General features: G+C 60.0%; 14 protein-coding genes and 1 pseudogene. 7 read left to right on the forward strand and 8 right to left on the reverse strand.

Annotated features, from left to right (window positions below):
• Nucleotides 1–81: 81 nt before the first annotated feature.
• The 5 genes from ACYQ4Z_RS09770 to ACYQ4Z_RS09790 are packed head-to-tail and all read right to left on the reverse strand — an operon-like array spanning nt 82 to nt 4,230.
• A complete protein-coding gene (locus ACYQ4Z_RS09770; protein ID WP_346731653.1) occupies nt 82–528 on the reverse strand; it encodes a DUF411 domain-containing protein in 447 nt (148 codons plus the stop codon).
• Between the two features lie 17 nt (nt 529–545).
• Nucleotides 546–1,085, reverse strand: a complete 540-nt coding sequence (locus ACYQ4Z_RS09775) for a c-type cytochrome (RefSeq protein WP_219972629.1) — start codon at nt 1,083–1,085, stop codon at nt 546–548.
• A gap of 11 nt (nt 1,086–1,096) precedes the next feature.
• Nucleotides 1,097–1,393, reverse strand: coding sequence for a hypothetical protein (locus ACYQ4Z_RS09780; RefSeq protein ID WP_055424222.1), 297 nt, complete (start codon nt 1,391–1,393; stop codon nt 1,097–1,099).
• A gap of 27 nt (nt 1,394–1,420) precedes the next feature.
• Nucleotides 1,421–2,338 (reverse strand): copper resistance protein B, encoded by a 918-nt coding sequence (locus tag ACYQ4Z_RS09785; RefSeq protein WP_459861020.1) that lies wholly within the window; start codon nt 2,336–2,338, stop codon nt 1,421–1,423.
• A gap of 23 nt (nt 2,339–2,361) precedes the next feature.
• Complete coding sequence (locus ACYQ4Z_RS09790) at nt 2,362–4,230, reverse strand: copper resistance system multicopper oxidase (protein ID WP_459860904.1); 1,869 nt, start codon at nt 4,228–4,230, stop codon at nt 2,362–2,364.
• An 87-nt stretch (nt 4,231–4,317) separates the two neighbouring features.
• Between ACYQ4Z_RS09790 and ACYQ4Z_RS09795 the strand changes: the two genes are divergently transcribed.
• Genes ACYQ4Z_RS09795 through gyrB form a run of 5 tightly spaced genes read left to right on the forward strand, consistent with a single transcriptional unit; the run spans nt 4,318 to nt 11,730 of the window.
• Nucleotides 4,318–4,998, forward strand: coding sequence for a heavy metal response regulator transcription factor (locus tag ACYQ4Z_RS09795; protein WP_119335985.1), 681 nt, complete (start codon nt 4,318–4,320; stop codon nt 4,996–4,998).
• A 12-nt stretch (nt 4,999–5,010) separates the two neighbouring features.
• Entirely contained in the window at nt 5,011–6,414 is a 1,404-nt protein-coding gene (locus ACYQ4Z_RS09800; protein ID WP_170141355.1) for a heavy metal sensor histidine kinase, read from the forward strand.
• Between the two features lie 38 nt (nt 6,415–6,452).
• Nucleotides 6,453–8,075: a chromosomal replication initiator protein DnaA gene (dnaA, locus tag ACYQ4Z_RS09805; protein WP_285614843.1), complete on the forward strand. Its 1,623-nt coding sequence runs from the start codon at nt 6,453–6,455 to the stop codon at nt 8,073–8,075.
• A 12-nt stretch (nt 8,076–8,087) separates the two neighbouring features.
• The gene (gene dnaN / locus ACYQ4Z_RS09810; RefSeq protein ID WP_119334136.1) at nt 8,088–9,191 is read left to right on the forward strand and encodes a DNA polymerase III subunit beta; all 1,104 of its coding nucleotides are present in this window, start codon (nt 8,088–8,090) and stop codon (nt 9,189–9,191) included.
• Nucleotides 9,192–9,231: 40 nt separating this feature from the next.
• Nucleotides 9,232–11,730: a DNA topoisomerase (ATP-hydrolyzing) subunit B gene (gyrB, locus tag ACYQ4Z_RS09815; RefSeq protein ID WP_459860905.1), complete on the forward strand. Its 2,499-nt coding sequence runs from the start codon at nt 9,232–9,234 to the stop codon at nt 11,728–11,730.
• A gap of 10 nt (nt 11,731–11,740) precedes the next feature.
• Here gyrB and merA read toward each other — a convergent pair.
• The 3 genes and pseudogenes from merA to ACYQ4Z_RS09830 form a co-directional block, all read right to left on the reverse strand.
• Nucleotides 11,741–13,144 (reverse strand): annotated as a pseudogene (gene merA, locus ACYQ4Z_RS09820) (mercury(II) reductase); the annotation flags it as partial.
• Nucleotides 13,145–13,154: 10 nt separating this feature from the next.
• Nucleotides 13,155–13,856 (reverse strand): leucine efflux protein LeuE, encoded by a 702-nt coding sequence (gene leuE / locus ACYQ4Z_RS09825; RefSeq protein WP_459860907.1) that lies wholly within the window; start codon nt 13,854–13,856, stop codon nt 13,155–13,157.
• The gene (locus ACYQ4Z_RS09830; RefSeq protein WP_219972622.1) at nt 13,853–14,329 is read right to left on the reverse strand and encodes an AtaL-like protein; all 477 of its coding nucleotides are present in this window, start codon (nt 14,327–14,329) and stop codon (nt 13,853–13,855) included. Before ACYQ4Z_RS09830 ends, leuE begins: the two co-directional genes overlap by 4 nt.
• A gap of 342 nt (nt 14,330–14,671) precedes the next feature.
• Here ACYQ4Z_RS09830 and ACYQ4Z_RS09835 point away from each other — a divergent pair, with 342 nt between their 5' ends.
• Complete coding sequence (locus ACYQ4Z_RS09835; protein WP_219972621.1) at nt 14,672–15,289, forward strand: diguanylate cyclase; 618 nt, start codon at nt 14,672–14,674, stop codon at nt 15,287–15,289.
• Nucleotides 15,290–15,624: 335 nt separating this feature from the next.
• Nucleotides 15,625–16,638 (forward strand): PstS family phosphate ABC transporter substrate-binding protein, encoded by a 1,014-nt coding sequence (locus tag ACYQ4Z_RS09840; RefSeq protein WP_459860909.1) that lies wholly within the window; start codon nt 15,625–15,627, stop codon nt 16,636–16,638.
• Nucleotides 16,639–16,685 lie beyond the last annotated feature (47 nt).

The following is a 16,685-nucleotide window of genomic DNA, read 5'->3' on the forward strand; positions in this document are numbered from 1 at the left end:
CGATCAAAATCGCGAATTATACCAGGAAAACAAAAACCAAGGAGCGCTACCGCACGCGAACCACGCTACACTACGCCAAGATCAACGATACGCGTGATAGACCTCTGCTTCGCCATTGCGCTGGATCAAAAGGACGTCGTAAGGGTCCTTGCGTCCCTCATACGCCGGACCATCCATCCCCGGAGAACCGATCACCATCCCCGGAACCGCCAAACCCAGCGCGTTCGGCTTCTCCGCGAGCAGCCGTTTGACGTCGGCAGCAGGAACATGGCCCTCGATCACATAACCCTGAACGACGGCGGTGTGACACGAACCATAACGCATGGGCATACCGAGACGACTCCGAACCTCACTATTGCCCACTTCGAACGTTTGAACCTGGAACCCGTTGGCCTGCATATGGGCAATCCACTCTTTGCAGCAACCGCAATACGGGCTTTTCCACACCTTGACGAGCGGCGACTCCTCAGCAAACTCTTTCCCGGAAGCGAAAGAAGAAGTAGCAAGAAAGGAAAGCGCCAAACCCATAAAGACACGCCGTATCATCATCGGTCTCCTTGACGATTGGTCAAAATTCGATATTGATTCTCATTGAGATCCGGCAACCGTTTGAGGAAAGCCACCATGTTCCAAATCCGTTCGTCATCGTGCGTTTTTCCCCACGCTGGCATACCAGATGCCTTGATTCCGTGTTTGATGATCCAAAAATCCCGTCGCGCTGCTGCTTCCTCGCTCAGACCCTGCAAGGTTGCTCGGGGTTCCGTCAATTTGGGAGGGGTTGGATAGAGTCCCAACGTGAAGTCGCTTTCCGCGATACCAGGCGCAAGGTGACAACCGACACACATCGCATCGTAATCGGCTCCCCCCGCCAGCAACCGCTGGGGTGCATCGAGATCCTTGGGTACCTCGATCGTACGTGAAGCCTGTGCGATCGAGCGTTCCCGCACCCACTCCAGCAGGTGGTAGAGCCACTGAGCATGGGGCTCATCGGCCGCCACCGATACCCTGCCAGAGTAGAGCACCCATCCTGCCACCACAGCCACCACGACGAGTGCGAAACCGAACCCACGCAAGCAGCGCTGCATCACTCCCCCCCTCATTGGTGACCATGCGGTTGCGTTATCTCGCCATCCATCATCCCATTTTGCGGCATCGCTCCTTGCATCCCATGCGGCATCATCATCTTCCTATGCTCCTCTTTCATCATCTCCGCACAACGTGCGATCATCGCCTGCACCACTGGGTCGTCACGGTCACTCCCGGAGTGCATTTGCTGCATCATCGAACAATCCGGTTCTGCTCGATTCGCACCAGAGTGATGCTGACTGGGATCGTGCGCCGAAGCAAGCCCAGCGCTGAGGAACAAAACCGCAACGGTAACGAACGTTTTCATTTCATCGACTCCTTTTCCAATATTGACTTAAAACCAAAACCGTAAACCGGCGACAACACGCGTCTGCCTGGCCTCCAAACCTTCCCGTCGAGCAAGGCTGGCCGTTTTGCCATATTTTGCCTTCCATTCGATCCCAAGATAGGGAGCAAATTGACGGTTGATCTCATAACGAAGACGGATGCCGAACGTGAGATCGGACAAACCGCTCCCTATCCCCCGGTTTACCTCCGTTTCGCCATAAAAGTTGGCTTCCAGCCGAGGTTGCACAATCCAACGTTGCGTCACAAGCAGTTCGTACTCACTCGAAAGCCGAAGTGAGGTCTGTCCCGAAGTACCTAGGTACGCAGTTGCGTCAACCTCGAACCAATAGGGCGCTAACCCTTGAAAACCGAAAGCGAGCCAGGTCCGGTCAGGCCCCGTGCCGCTGTCCTGCCGCACCCCGAGTTGGGTGTCCCAGAACGGAGCCACCGCGTGGCCCCAAAGGACCTCGGTGCGTGCCTCCTCCAGTTTGCCTTTGGCGACGTCCCCTTCGGCCTTGAGGACCAGGCGGTCGTAGGTGCCGCCGAACCAGGCTTGCGCGTCATAGGCGGTCGCGTTCCCGTCCTTCGTGTAAACGCGCTCCAGGCGATCGAGGAGCACGCTGCCGAACGCATGTTCATCGGACAGCCGAAGTTGCCGTGGCCCTGGGAGTGCGTAAGGGCCCGACTCTAAAGTCAAGCCATTGGCATACGCGTGCGGATCACGGGCATCGGCGGGGGCGGGGCCGCCCTGCATGTTCATGCTGCCGTGGTCCATGGTGGCGCTCGCGGGCGATTCGGCTCGCGTTGGGGCTGGAGCCGTGCCCGGGTGCCCGGCATGGCCGCCGCCTTCCATCGTTGTTTGCGCCCAGACGGGTGCCGCACCGAGCAGCACCAGCGCCGCAGTGAAGAGAGAACAGGGTTTCATGGCGAATCTTCTTTTGATCAGTTTCATGACACGACCACCACGCGGAACATGCCCATGTCCATGTGCAACATCAGGTGGCAGTGCCAGGCCCAGCGACCCAGGGCGTCGGCGGTCACGAGGAAGCTGACGCGCTGCGCGGGCTGCACCGGGATGGTGTGGCGACGCACCAGGAACTGCCCGTCGGGCGTTTCCACCTCGCTCCACAGCCCGTGCAAATGCATCGGGTGGGTCATCATCGTGTCGTTGTGCAGGATGACGCGCACCCGCTCGCCGTACTTCAGGTGCACCGGCGTGCTCTTGCCGAACTCGAGGCCGTCGAGCGACCAGGTATAGCGCTCCATGTTGCCGGTGAGGTGCAGCTCGATCTCGCGCTCGGCCCCGCGAGGATCGAGAGGGCCGCCGATCGTTTTGAGGTCGGCCAGCGTCAGCACGCGCCGGCCGTTGTTGCGCAGGCCAATGCCCGGATCGTCAAGATTGGTGCGCGGCATGTCCACCCGCATATCCGTGCTTGGGCCGTATTCCGTGCGTGCGTGACGGACCGTGGCGCTGGGCTTGGCCAGCGCGCCGCCGGCCATGCCATGCATCGCGTGCTGGCCGTGATCCATGGCCATCGCGCCATGGTTCATGCCGGACATGTCGTGCTTCATGCCCGGCATGTCGTGGCCCATCGCGCCGTGGTCCATCGCGCCCATGGCCGAGCCGCCATGCCCCATCGCGCCGTGGTCCATCGCGCCCATCATGTCGGCCATGGTGAGCCATTCGACAGGGTCGAGTGCAGGAACCGGGGCTTCGAGTCCTTCGCGAACTGCGAGCGTGCCACGGGCAAATCCAGAACGATCCATCGCTTGCGCGAAGATCGTGTAGGCCTCGTCCTTTGGTGTTACCACGACGTCGTAGGTTTCGCCCGGCCCGAAGCGGAACTCATCGACGGTGACAGGTTCGACGTTCTGCCCGTCGCTTTGCACCACCGTCATCTTGAGCCCCGGGATGCGCACGTCGTAGAAGGTGTTGGCCGCGCCGTTGATGAACCGCAGACGCACGCGCTCGCCCGGCCGGAACAGGCCAGTCCAATTGCCGGCAGGGGTGACGCCGTTCATCAGGTAGGTCAATGTCGCCCCCGAGAGATCGGCCAGGTCGGTCGGGTTCATCCGCATCTGGTTCCACATCGCACGTTTGTCCAGTGCGCGGGAGAGCCCCATCTCGGCGACGTCACGGAAAAAATCGATCGCCGTCGGCTGATTGAAGTTGTAGTAGTCGCTTTGCGCCTTGAGCTTGGCGAGCACCCGCATGGGGTCTTCGTCGGTCCAGTCGGACAGCAGCACGACATGGTCGCGGTCGGCGCGGATGGGGTCTGCCTCACGCGGCTCGACGATCAAGGCCCCGTACATGCCGGTCTGCTCCTGCATGCCGGAGTGCGAGTGATACCAGTAGGTGCCGGTTTGTTCGAGGCGAAACTGGTAGGTGAAGGTTTCGCCAGGGGCGATGCCCGGGAAACTGACCCCAGGCACCCCGTCCATCTGGTAGGGCAGGATGATCCCGTGCCAGTGGATCGAGGTGGCCTCGCGCAGGCGGTTGGTGACGCGGATGGTGACCGTGTCGCCTTCCCGAAGTTTGAGCGTTGGCGCCGGGATGGAGCCGTTGATCGTGGTCGCCATCCTTGGCCTGCCGGTGAAGTTGACCGGCGACTCGGCAACCACCAGGTCGATGTTCGTGCCGCTGAGCACGGGCGCCGCACCCGTGCGCGTCTCGGTCACTCCTTGCACCGCGGCTCGCCCCCACGGTGACAGGCTTGCGATCACGCCCCCTGCGACCAAACCTCGGACGAAACGGCGCCGCCCCGCGTTCGGCAATGCGATCGCGACTTGCGGGAACCGATCTCGATCGTTTCTCATCCAATCCTCCACTTTATGGCAAAAGGGAAAAGGCAACGCGATCGTAATCGTTCGCTCCTTGCGCGCACGTGACAGGAAGATGACAAAATGGTCAGAAAACTCCTTTTGATCGAAGACGAACCCAAAACCGGCGCCTATCTCAAAAAAGGGCTGCACGAAGCTGGCTACAATGTGGAATGGGTACAAGACGGCATCGATGGCCTTCATTTGGCTCGCGAAATCCCTTTCGATCTCATCATCCTCGACGTGATGCTCCCTGGCCTCGACGGTTGGCAAGTGCTGGCCAGACTTCGGTCAGAAGGGATCACCACCCCAACGCTCTACCTCACGGCACGAGACCGGGTCGAAGATCGGGTCAAAGGGTTGGAAATGGGCGCTGACGACTACCTCGTCAAACCTTTTTCGTTCGCCGAATTGCTCGCCCGTGTCCGAACGATCCTCAGACGGGGCGGTCAGAGCCTTTCCTCCACGATTTTGCGCGCTGCGGACCTGGAACTCGATCTGTTGCGCCGTCGCGTGTGCCGCGGAGGGGAGACCATCGCGCTCACCGCAAAGGAGTTCGCTTTGCTCGAACTGCTCCTGCGTCGGCAGGGAGAGGTTCTACCGCGCTCACTGATCGCGTCGCAAGTTTGGGAAATCGACTTTGAATGCGACAGCAACGTGATCGAAGTTGCGATCCGACGGCTGCGTCAAAAGATCGACGAGGGGCGCACGCCGAAATTGATTCACACCGTTCGCGGGATGGGTTACGTCTTGGAAGCGCGATAGGCGAGACAGATCGTGAAAATTCGCCGATCGCTCACCGCCAAACTCGTCTTGCTCTTTGCACTCATCACGATCAGCGCGATTTTCGGACTGGCGGGTTTGGTCACGCTTCTGAGCGACGAACATTTCGTCCGTCTCGATCAACAAACCCTCAACGACAAACGGGCGTTGATCTTGGAGCTCTTGCAGCGCGCCAACTCGACCGACGACGCGCTGTGGTTACTCCAAGAGGCACTGAATCACCACCCTGGACTGGTGGTCGCAGTCAGAACCGAAAACGGCAGACTCCTCTTCGCCAACAACCGCCAGTTCTCATGGGATCAAACCGTGACCAAAGACAGGAAAGGGTGGGAAGAGTGGCACAGCGCGGGAAAAATTTATCGCGCTTTCTCATTCACCGTTTCGCCCCACTTTGCACCGAACACCGCATGGACCATCCAGATCGCGGTCGATACCGAGACCCACACCCGGTTTTTGCAGACGTTTCATCAGCAAATCCTCTTCTATGCGTTGCTCGCCAGCGCCCTTTCCGTCGGAATCGGTTGGTGGGTCGTCTATCGCGGTTTGGCTTCGTTACGGACGATTCGCCAGCACGCCACGATGATCTCCCAAAACCATCTCGATCGGCGGCTCGATGATTCTGCGATGCCTGAGGAGATCGCAACGGTTGCCCAAGAGCTCAATCGCATGCTCGATCGGCTGCAAACTGCGTTCGTTCGCCTCGAAACGTTCTCTGCCCATTTGGCGCACGAAATGCGCACCCCGCTCAGCAACCTCCTCACCCAAACACAGGTTGCGCTGCACAGTGAGCGCGATCCCGAAACCTACCGCGAGATCTTGGCCTCGAATGTCGAAGAGATCGACCGATTGAGCCGAATGGTCAGCGAGATGCTCTATTTGGCCAAACTGGGTTATTCCGAAACGACCCTCGCCAAGGAGCGCTTTCTGCTCGAAATCGAACTGGGCAATTTGGTCGAATTTTTCGAACCCCTTGCCGAAGAGAAAGGAATCAGCTTGATCGTAGCGGGAAAGGGAGCGATCGTGGCCGACCGAATGCAGCTTCGCCGCGCTGTCAGCAACCTGCTCTCCAACGCGATTCGCCACGCCGATCCGGGAACATCGGTTACGCTGGAAATCGGCGAAACGAATGGGCAACGAACCTTGTCCGTCACCAATGTCGGGGAACCGATCGCGCCTGAGCACCTTCCTTATCTTTTCGATCCCTTCTACCGCGTCGCCTCAGAAACCCCGTCCGAATCGATCACCGGATTGGGTTTGGGGTTGGCGATCGTCCGAGCGATCGTCGTCGCACATGGCGGGTCGATTTCGGTTACGTCGCGAGAGGGCCTGACCCGTTTTCTCCTCACCTTCCCACACTCCGACCCGGACAGGCCGTCACTGCACAACCGCTGTGGATAACTTCTCGCTCATCCCCTTTCACGCTACAATTCGCAACGATGAGCGAAACGAACCCTTCCCCATCCGACGACCTCTGGCACACCTGCTGCGCGCGCTTGCAGAGCAAGATCCCGGTACAACAATACAAAACCTGGATTCGACCGCTTGCAGGCGTCGCAGTGGACGGTGCGGGTGCCGAACTGCGCGTCTTTGCGCCCAACCGCTTCATTTTGCAGTGGGTACGCGAACGCTACTGGGGCATCATCACCGACGAACTCGCGGCACTCGGCATCGAACGCGCGGAATTGACATTGGGAGAACCGCCGCGTCGTGACAATGCAGCTGCTGCCCCCCAAACCGGCGCAACCGAACCGCAAACGGCGCCAACCGCGCATGCGGTTGCTTCGTCGCGCCCGCACGCCGAACCAGAAGCCCCTTCAGTGGAACCCGCACCGGTTTCGGCTGGAGAAGATTCCGCTGGAGAAGAAGAGAAGACCACCAGCCCTGCGGCGCCTGCCGCCGTCCCATCTGCCGACACCGCAGTTGCGAACACCGCCGCTGTTTCCCCACCCCCCACTGCGCGGTTACGGGCTCGGCGCAAGCCGCCTGCGGTAAATGACGCCGACCCGACCCACGCGCCGACGCTCGAAGCGCTCTACGAACGAACCCGGCTCAACCCCAACGCCACTTTCGAGACGCTGGTCACTGGTCGCGCGAACGATCTGGCGCGCGCCGCTGCGATGCAAGTCGCGCACCACCCCGGTAACTCCTACAACCCCCTCTTCATCTATGGGGGTGTCGGTCTGGGCAAAACCCACCTCATCCACGCAATCGGCAACGCGATCTTCCAAAACAACCCACGCGCGGTGATTCGGTACGTCCACGCCGAAGACTATTACGCCGACGTGGTACGCGCCTATCAACAGAAGAGCTTCGACGCGTTCAAACGGTTCTACCGCTCGCTCGACGTGCTGTTGATCGACGACATCCAGTTCTTCCAGAACAAAACCCGCACGCAAGAGGAGTTCTTCCACGCGTTCAACGCGCTCACCGAAGCGCGCAAACAGATCGTGATCACCTGTGACACCTACCCCAAAGACATCCAAGGGTTGGAAGACCGCTTGATCTCGCGCTTCGACTGGGGCCTCACCGTCCAGATCGAACCCCCAGAGCTCGAAATGCGGGTGGCGATCCTCAAGAAAAAAGCGGAACTGATGGCGATCGACCTCGCTGACGACGTCGCGTTCCTCATTGCCAAGCACCTCAAATCGAACGTGCGTGAACTCGAAGGGGCGCTCAACAAAGTGGTTGCGTACGCCAATTTCCTGGCCCGCCCGATCACGTTGGAACTGGCGAAAGAGGCGCTCAAGGACCTGCTCAACGCCTTCAACCGGCAACTTACCGTCGAGCAGATCCAAAAAACGGTGGCCGACTACTACAAAATCAAAGTGGCCGAGATGCACTCTAAGAAACGCACCCGCGCGGTCGCGCGCCCCCGGCAGGTCGCGATGTATCTCGCCAAAGAGCTCACCCCTTTGTCGCTGCCCGCGATCGGCGAAGCCTTCGGCGGCCGCGACCACACCACGGTGATCCACGCCTGCCGAACGATCACCGAACTGCGCAACCAAGACCCACAGCTCAACCACGACGTTCATGTCCTACTGCAAGTGCTACGCGGATAACAAGGAGACGCCATGCTGATTCGAGCCCCCCGTGATACGCTGCTCACACCGCTCGCTGCCGCGGCCGGTATCGTGGAAAAGCGGCAAACCAAGCCGATCCTCGGCTGTTTCCTGCTGGAGCGCAGCGACGACGGTCTTACCGTCACCGCTACCGACCTCGAAGCGCAAATCGTCGTTCGGCAACCGCTTGGCGAATTGGCTGGGGAAAACGGCGCCTGCGCGGTGCCAGCGAAGAAGCTCCTCGATATTCTGAAGAGCTTGCCCGACGGGGCCGAAGTGCAGCTCCTTGCCGAAGAGAACACCCTCAAGATAACGAGCGGACGGTCACGCTTCACGTTGCACACGCTGCCGGCGCACGACTTCCCGCGCCTTACCCCCCCCAGCGAAGGCGACCAACTGACGCTCACGCAACACACCTTGCGCCGCTTGGTGGCGCTCACAGCGTTTGCGATGGCCCAACAAGACGTCCGCTACTATCTGAACGGGCTCTTTTTCCACCTCCACGACCAGAATTTGCACGTGGTCGCTACCGACGGGCATCGCCTCGCCCACGTCGAAGAGGCGATGCCGGAATTTCGCGACGAACGGGAAGCGATCCTGCCGCGCAAAACGGTCCTCGAACTGCAGCGTCTGCTCTCCGACAGCGACCAGCCGGTGGCGATCACCATCGCCGAACGGCAAGTGGTCTTCACCACCGGTGCGGTGCAATTCACCAGCAAAATCATCGAAGGGAAGTTCCCCGATTACCGTCGGGTAATCCCCATGAACCACCCCGTGCGGATCGTCTTCGACCGGGTTGAACTCCTGCGCGCACTGCAACGGGTTGCGGTGCTTGCCGAAGACAAATTGCGGCCGATCAAACTCACGTTCGAAACGGGGCTCGTGCGCATCTCCGGGCACAACGTCGAACGCGAAGAAGCGGTCGAAGAGATCGAGATCCACTACGAAGGGGCGCCACTCGAGATCGGCTTCAACGTCAGCTACCTCATCGACGTGCTCACTGCGCTCACCAACGAAGTGATCCACATCCAACTCAAAGACAGCATGGCCGCAGCGCTCATCACCACACCGGACGACGAACACTTCCATTACGTCGTGATGCCGATGCGGCTGTGAAACAACGCACACCACCGAACGAACGCAGCGAATCAAACCGATGGTCCAGGAAAACGCAATGACCCAAACCTACGACGAAAGCGCGATTCAACAACTCGAAGGGCTCGAAGCGGTCCGCAAACGCCCCGGCATGTACATCGGCGATACCTCCGATGGAACGGGGCTCCACCATATGATCTTCGAAGTGGTCGACAACGCGATCGACGAAGCGCTGGCTGGCTACTGCGACGACATCGTCGTGACGGTCCACGCCGACAACTCGGTTTCGGTGCGCGACAACGGCCGCGGGATCCCCACTGGCATCAAATGGGACGACAAAAACGAACCGAAACGCTCCGCCGCAGAGATCGTGATGTGCGTGCTGCACGCCGGTGGCAAATTCAACCAGAACAGTTACAAAGTCTCCGGCGGGCTTCACGGTGTCGGCGTCTCGTGTGTGAACGCACTCTCCAAATGGCTCAAACTCACCATCTGGCGTGACGGGTACAAACACGTCCTCGAATTTTCTCGTGGCGTGCCCACCCTCTTCGACGAAACCTGGGAAACCCCACCCGGCGGCGGGGAACCGGTGCACGTGCGCAAGATGAAGGTGGTGGGTGCGACGCAAAAGCGCGGCACCGAAGTCCATTGGCTTGCGGACGAAGAGATCTTCGGCACGATCGAATACCATGCCGACCAGATCACGAAACGCCTGCGCGAACTTTCGTTTCTCAACAACGGCGTCAAGATCCGCTTCATCGACCAACGCACCGGCAAAGAAGAGGACTTCGCCTTCTCGGGCGGCGTCAAGGGCTTCGTCCAATACCTCAACCGCAACAAGCAGCCGCTCCACCCCACCATCTTCCACGCGAGCGGCGCGGTCACCGTCCCGCAAGACGTCGGGCACGAAGCGGAAATCAGCATCGAAGTGGCGATGCAGTGGAACGACAGCTTCGCCGAACAGGTGCTTTGCTACACCAACAACATTCCGCAACCCGACGGCGGCACCCACCTCACCGGGTTGCGCAGCGCGATGACGCGGGTGATCAATAAATACCTGGAAGCGAACGAAATCGCAAAAAAAGCGAAAGTCGAGATCACCGGCGACGACATGCGTGAAGGGCTCACCTGCGTCCTATCCGTGAAGATGCCCGACCCGAAATTCGCCAGCCAAACCAAAATGAAACTGGTGAGTTCGGAAGCGCGCACCGCGGTGGAAGAGGTAGTGGGCAAAGCGCTCGAAACCTTCCTGCTCGAACACCCCAACGAAGCGAAAGCGATCGTCGGCAAAATCGTCGAAGCAGCACGCGCCCGCGAAGCGGCGCGCAAAGCGCGCGAAATCACGCGCCGCAAAGGGGTACTCGACGGCGTGGGGCTGCCGGGAAAACTTGCCGACTGCCAAGAGAAAGACCCGGCAAAATCGGAACTCTTCATTGTCGAGGGCGACTCCGCCGGTGGCTCCGCGAAGCAAGGGCGCGACCGCCGCTTCCAAGCGATCTTGCCGCTCAAAGGCAAAATCCTCAACGTCGAAAAAGCGCGTTTCGACAAACTCCTGCAAAGCCAGGAGATCGCCACGCTGATCACCGCGCTCGGCACCGGGATCGGCAAAGCGGACTACAAACCGGAGAAGCTGCGCTACCACCGCATCATCCTGATGAGCGACGCCGACGTCGACGGCGCCCATATCCGAACACTGCTGCTCACCTTCTTCTACCGCCAGATGCCGGAGCTGATCGAACGCGGCCACGTCTATATCGCGCAACCCCCGCTCTACAAGGTGAAACTGGGTAAGACCGAGCGCTACCTCAAAGACGACGCGGAATTACAGCAATTTCTCATCGAACTGGCGGCGCAAGAGGCCGAACTCCTCCCGGCGCCAGACGCCGCACCGATTCGCGACGAAACACTCTTGGGGCTGTTGCGCCAATGGCAACGCGCGCAACGGATCATCGACCGCCATAGCGCCCTCATCGACCCCACCATTCTGCAAACGATTCTGAACCACGCGATTGCGATCGACCTCAGCAACCAAGAAAACGCCGTCGCAAGCGCCCAACGGTTGCAGGCGGTGCTGGGCGACCAACTCCGCGTCCTCGCCGCATTCGACGAAGAGCGCGATCAATGGAGCTTACGCATCGAACGCACCGAACACGGGCTCATCAAGCGCAGCCTGCTCGATGCCGAACTCCTGGAATCTGGGGATTGGCAAACCGTGATGCACGTTGCCGAAACCACTGCGACGCTCGTACAAGGTGAAGGGGAAGTGCGGCGCGGCGAAAAACGGCAGACGGTCCGCCATTTCGCCGATGCGGTCGCTTGGCTGATGGCCGAAGTAGAACGCCAGATCGTCAAACAACGCTACAAAGGGTTGGGCGAAATGAACCCAGAACAGCTCTGGGAGACGACGATGGATCCGGCAACCCGGCGGCTGCTCAAAGTGCAGATCGAAGACGCGATCGCCGCCGACGAAATCTTCTCGACCCTGATGGGCGATGCGGTCGAACCGCGGCGCGAGTTCATCGAGGCGAACGCGCTCTTCGTGCGTAATTTGGATGTGTGAGCGAGCAAGTTCAACCGGCGCAGCACGAAAGCCGCTTCACATCCTGGGTAAAGGTCTGCGCGGCGAGCTTCAACCCTTCCACCATCGTCAAGTAGGGGAAAAGTTGCTCGGCGAGGTCAGCGACCGTCATGCGGTGGCGAATCGCCAGTGCCGCGGTTTGGATTACCTCTCCTGCCTCCGGTGCCACCACCTGGGCGCCCAAGAGGCGCCCCGATCCCGCTTCCGCGACCAATTTGATACAGCCGCGCGTCTCGAAATTGACCAGTGCCCGGGGCACGTTTGCCAACGACAACGTGCGCGACGCGACCGTTAGCCCTTGCTGCTGCGCGTCCTGTTCTGAAAGCCCGACCGTGGCCACTTGCGGATCGGTAAAGACCACGGACGGCACCACCGTCAGATCGAGCGTCGCCGAACCGCCGGTCATATTGATTGCGGCCCGTGTACCCGCTGCGGCAGCCACATAAACCAACTGCGGCAGTTGGGTGCAATCCCCCGCGGCGAAAATCGTCGCCACGTTCGTGCGCAGCTCGTTGTCGACCACAATCGCGCCGGTGCGCGTCGTCCTAATCCCGACCTCCGCAAGCCCCAGCCGCTCCGTATTGGGTACACGCCCCGTGGCCACCAACACCCGCTCTGCCTCAAACGCGCCGTGGTTGGTGGTCACGGTAAAGCGCTCATCCCGATAGCGAACCGCTTCGAAGGTCGTTCGCTCCCATACCGTGATCCCTTCGGCGCGAAACGCCTCGGTCAACGTCGCGCCAATTACGGGATCTTCCTGGGAAAGGAGGCGACTGCGCGCCAAAACCGTCACACGGCTTCCCAAGCGTGCAAAAGCCTGCGCCAACTCCACCGCGACCACGGAGCCGCCGATTACCACCAACCGCTCAGGAATGGTTGGACTTGCCAGCGCTTCGGTCGATGTCCAATAGGGCGTTTCGGCCAACCCCGGAATCGGAGGAACGGCTGGGCGCGCCCCAGTTGCGATCAGACAGCGATCGAACCCGATCACCGTCTCCGCTCCTGCCGCGGTGCGAACCGCCACATGAGACGCATCGCGCAAGCGCGCTTCACCCGCTACCCAGGTGATCGCCGGGTTGCTGCGTAGCGTCTCGATATACTTCGCTTGCCGTAATGACTCGACACGCGCCTGTTGCATCGCGAACAAAGCAGCGCGATCGATGGTCGGTGGCGTGGCTGAGATTCCACTGTCGAAAGGACTGTTTCGCCGTAACTGAGCGACCTGCGCGGCACGGATCAGGATTTTGGACGGCACGCACCCCACATTGACGCATGTCCCCCCGATGACCCCGCGCTCGATCAGAGTCACGCGCGCGCCCTGCTCCGTGGCTTTGAGCGCAGCGGCGGTAGCGGCGGCGCCGCTGCCGATGATCACGATTGAGAGTGGCGAAGTTGACACCATCGATTTACCCCCCCACGCGAGCGAACGCGTCGCGCAGCAATTTCGTACTGAACACCAGAAAAGCGCTGCCGGTAGCCGCTAGCCCCCACGCCTGGACCCGCGGCCGGGTTTGGCTCCAGCGGTGGAGCCGCGCGCCAACCAGGATCAGAACGGTGAGATAGGTAGCGCTGATCCCCTGCAACGTCGCGCCCAACAAGACGAACGCCCAATAGGGGTGGGGCGCATCCGCATCGACGAAGAGCACGAAAAACGAGAAGAAAAAGAGGATCGCTTTCGGGTTCAACAGGCTGATCACCAACGCCCGCCGAAACGGGTGGATCGCTACCCGGCGCGGTTCCGGTTCGGGGGCGGCTGCCCGATCATCCTCGTTCGCGGTGGCCGTTTGCTTACCCCACCCGTGCCGCACTGCTTCCCAGACGAGTTTGCCGCCCATCCACGCCAGGTACGCGGCCCCTGCGAATTGCAACAGGGCAAAGAGCGTCGGCAGATAGCGCAGTAGCGACGCCGCGCCCAACACCGCGGCGCTCATCAGGATCGCGTCCCCGGTCAAAATCCCGAGTGCCGCGCGAAACCCCGCAGCGGGGCCCTGGCGCGACGCGGTGACGAACGTATAGAGCGAATTGGGTCCTGGCAACAAAACCACCAAAACCGTTCCCAAAACGAACGCGCCGTAGTCGTGAATCCCCAATGCGTGCCACAAACTCATCGTCTCTCTTGCTCCGCTTGTAACGCCCGCGCAAGCGCAACGACATACGCTTCGTCTGCGCTGCGGTAAGCCGCCGCCAACCAGGCGGAGAGGTCAGATCCGTCCGGCAATGTGGCGTCACCGTCCCGCACGAACCGCCGATAGGAAAAGGTCAAAGACCAGCGCATCGCGTCGCGTTCCACCAAGGTGATGGTCAAAAGACTCCCGGGGTATTCCGGGGTTGCCTGAGTGACGAACCGCAGCCATTCCCCCGTTTGCCACGTCACACGCTCTTCGAACGTCCGGTCACCGAACGCGATCCGCCGCGTCAGCGCTGCTTCTTTGGGCGCGTACCAAAGCACATCACACGCCGTCACCCCGTCGATCCACCGCTGTGGGAACGTGACGCGCTCCCACAAACGCTGCCACACCGTGTCCCGTGATAGCGGCACCGATACCGCAAGCGGCAGGGTATGACAAACCTCCAACAACATGGTACCTCACCCACGCGTCGCGCACACGTCACCCATCGCCACTGTAGCGAACGAACCCCTTCGCCGTCAAACGGGCGCGAAGCCGCGCGGCATCCCCCTCAGAGGGCAGTTCTGTTATTATGGTTTGGTTTTTCTATAAATATCTCTAAAAGAAGTCTACACTCTGCCCAATCGTGGGGATAACCCCCTGAAAGCCGCCAAGACATGCGCCAAAACCCTGGGGATACTCCTGTACACAACGCCGGTACGGCGCTTGGAACGTTGACGTACCGTTTGCGGTGCATGCTGAGAAAGAGACGATGGTTCGTCAACCGTTCCCGCGCCATCCCCAGCTTGTCCACTGTGGCGTTTCTGCTACACCTGCTACTGGGTATCGCATTCGCACCCACCGCTTGGGCGGGACTGCTGCTCCAGTGGTTGCAGAGCCACGTCATGCCGACGCTCCTCATCGACCCTACGGACGGCACCATCGTAGACGCGAACGGCGCGGCAAAGGCCGAAAACCGCAACGATTTCGTCTTTCCCCACCGCTTGGCCGACGGCCGCGTCAGCGAAATCCACGGGTTGGTCCACGACGTCACCAAAGAGATGCACTTGACCGAAGCGCTCGAACGGATCGCGTACCACGATCCGCTCACCGGATTGGCCAACCGCAACGGGCTTGTCGCTGGGCCGAGCAAGCGATCGCACGCTGCGTCGCAGAAAAAAAACCAAGCTTCGTCGTGTTGGGGGTGCTCGACCTCGACGAATTCGCGGCGGTCAATCTCCACTACGGGATTGTGCGCAAGGATACGGGATCGCGAAGCCGATGCCTGCGCAGGAAGCCGCGGCGTGGGCGGCGTCGTGCACGTTCATTCACAAAATTATCCACAAGCCGAAACCTGCATTACAGGTAACCATCCTGCAACCGATCGGAGTGGGTCGCATTGGGGAAAAGTTGACGCACAGATCATGCAATGATTTGTCGATAAAAGAAAAATGGCACGGTGACTGCTTTTTCGCCCCCAAACGATCCCCGCCAAAATCCAAGTCGATCCCCAAGATTACCGACAGCACATTGCTGGACGAAGTCTATTGTTAACAGAGTTATCCACAGAACAACGGCGCGCATTGTTTACAGAATCTCTTACAAGAAAAATCAAAGTCAACAATTCCATCGACCCCGAACCCACTGCAAAGAGTGCGTGGTACGGATCACGAACGCGCCCGTTGCGGTACAATGCGTGTCATCAAATTGTCACATTCGCTCGGTAGACTGCGCCCCGTCATCCTCAGCAACCCAAAGGAGCAGTCCGATGAAACTTCGCAACACCCTTTCCCTGGTCGCCACGCTTGCCGTAGCGGGTGTCGTCACAACCCCGGCGGTGACCTTCGCGGCGGAAAAAATAGTGAAGATCGACGGTTCGAGCACCGTCTATCCCGTCACCGAAGCCGTTGCGGAGGAGTTCCAGACCGCGCAGCGCGGTAAGGTGAAAGTCACCGTCGGCATTTCGGGAACCGGTGGCGGTTTCAAGAAGTTCTGCCGTGGCGAGACCGATATTTCCAACGCGTCGCGCCCGATTCTCGAAAAAGAGATGAAGTTGTGTGCCGAAAACGGCATCCAGTACATCGAACTCCCTGTGGCGTTCGACGCGCTCACCGTGGTGATCCACCCGAAAAACACCTGGGCCGAAGAGATGACGGTTGTCGAACTCAAGAAGATGTGGGCGCCCGAAGCGCAAGGGGTGATCACCAACTGGAAGCAGGTCTCTCCCCGTTTTCCGGATCGGCCGCTCAAACTCGCGGGTGCTGGGTCGGATTCGGGAACGTTCGACTATTTCACCGAAGCGATCGTGGGTAAAGCCAAGTCGAGCCGTGGCGACTACCTGGCGTCTGAGGACGACAACGTGGTCGTGCAGTTCGTGAGCTCGGATGAGAACGCGCTCGGTTACTTCGGCCTGGCGTACTATCTTGAGAACCAAGACAAACTGAAAGCGGTGAAGATCAAGAAGGACGAAAATTCGCCAGCGGTCGCGCCCAGCGTCGAAACGGTGAATAACGGTACCTATCAACCGCTTTCGCGCCCGATCTTCATCTACGTCAATGCCAAAGCGGCCAAAGAGAAACCGGAAGTGCGTGAATTCGTCGCGTTCTACCTCAAGCACGCTGGAAAGTTGGCCAAAGAGGTGGGGTACGTCGATTTGCCCGACCGTGCGTATGAGCTGGCGATGAAGAATTTCCAAGCGATGAAGACGGGTACCGCTTTCGGTGGCCATGCCGAAGTGGGTGTGAGCGTCGAAGAACTGCTTGCGCGCGAAACCAAGGAGTAAATGGTTTTAGAGAAAACGGCTGTGGGCAAGGGTGCGTACAGCCGTTT

Source organism: Hydrogenophilus hirschii (genome assembly GCF_054656675.1).